At 57.5% G+C, this 515-nt stretch carries 1 protein-coding gene; it reads right to left on the bottom strand.

Annotated elements, in window-relative coordinates:
• Window positions 1-96 precede the first annotated feature (96 nt).
• On the bottom strand, window positions 97-515 hold a 419-nt coding region (locus tag AC0L20_RS39795; RefSeq protein WP_473295635.1), incomplete at its 5' end, for a hypothetical protein.

The following is a 515-nucleotide window of genomic DNA, read 5'->3' as shown; positions in this document are numbered from 1 at the left end:
GACTACAACGCCAGTGGTCATTTGATAACGCAACGCGCTGGCAGCGGCGTGGTAAGCGAGTGGCGCTACGACGCACGCAGTCAGCGGCTGCAGCGCTTATTGACCACTGGCGTTGTAGTCGGCCCCCGTCGCGATGACCTGACGAGCACCACCCGCCAGGGTAATACCCACTTCCAGCAGCTCACCCATGCGTCCATAACGACTGTCTTTTAGGTTGTTTTTCGCATCTACCTGCTCAAGCTCTTCCCCCAGCGCACTGAAGCACCAAGACGTCACGAAGTCTTCTTCCTGCAATAAAGCTTCTCGCTGTGTGGCTTCCAACGGCCAGTTGACCGCCGCACTCTGCCGAAGAAAACGCTGCCCCTGCTTTGATACCTGACCCTGCAGCCCATACACCTCAAAGCGCGTTCTGAGGCACTGGCCGTCATGCAACACCAGCCGGCCACAGCGATTATTCACCGCCTCAGCCGTTGAATATCCTGCATATTCCAGCCTTTCTACGCAGCGCTCAGATG

Source organism: Bradyrhizobium sp. Kon58 (genome assembly GCF_055807455.1).
The sequence above is the reverse complement of the archived record's forward strand: the minus strand, read 5'-3'. Positions and strand labels throughout refer to the sequence as shown.